We start from the raw sequence: 563 nt of genomic DNA, 5'->3' as shown, positions 1-563 counted from the left end.
ATGGAAGGGTAGAATGGAGCCGCGAAGAAGATGCCATTTGGAGTGACCTTGTCACGAGACAAATGAGCGTGATCAAAGAGCGTGCGTGTGATGCTTATCTACGTGGTTTGGAACTGCTGAACTTACCTCAGGATCGCGTGCCTCAGTTGCCGGAAATCAATCGAGTCTTAATGGAAACAACAGGATGGCAGGTTGAGCCTGTGCCTGCTCTGATCGATTTCGACCGATTTTTTAATTTGTTGGGTAACAAACGTTTTCCAGTCGCGACTTTCCTAAGAACCCGAGAAGAGTTCGATTATTTGCAAGAGCCGGATTTTTTCCACGAAATTTTCGGCCATTGTGCCATGCTCACGCATCCAGAGTTTGCTGCGTTTACGGAACATTATGGTCAGCTCGGACAAGCGGCAACACCAAAACAGAGAGCTTACTTGGCTCGTCTTTACTGGTTTACCGTTGAATTTGGTTTAGTGAAAGAAGGCACGAAAACCAAAATCTATGGCGGCGGTATACTCTCTTCCCCAGGAGAAACCATCTACGCATTGGAAAGCGAAAGTGCAATTCGT

Annotated in this window: 1 protein-coding gene; it reads left to right on the top strand. The window is 46.9% G+C overall.

Annotated features, from left to right (window positions below; all coding sequences use genetic code 11):
- Positions 1 to 563 (top strand): phenylalanine 4-monooxygenase (phhA, locus tag R7190_RS29560; protein ID WP_318138163.1); only part of this gene is annotated, 563 nt, incomplete at both ends.

The sequence above is a fragment of the Vibrio sp. 1078-1 genome, assembly GCF_033340475.1.
Note: the sequence above shows the minus strand (reverse complement) of the source record. Positions and strands in the feature narration are given on the sequence as shown.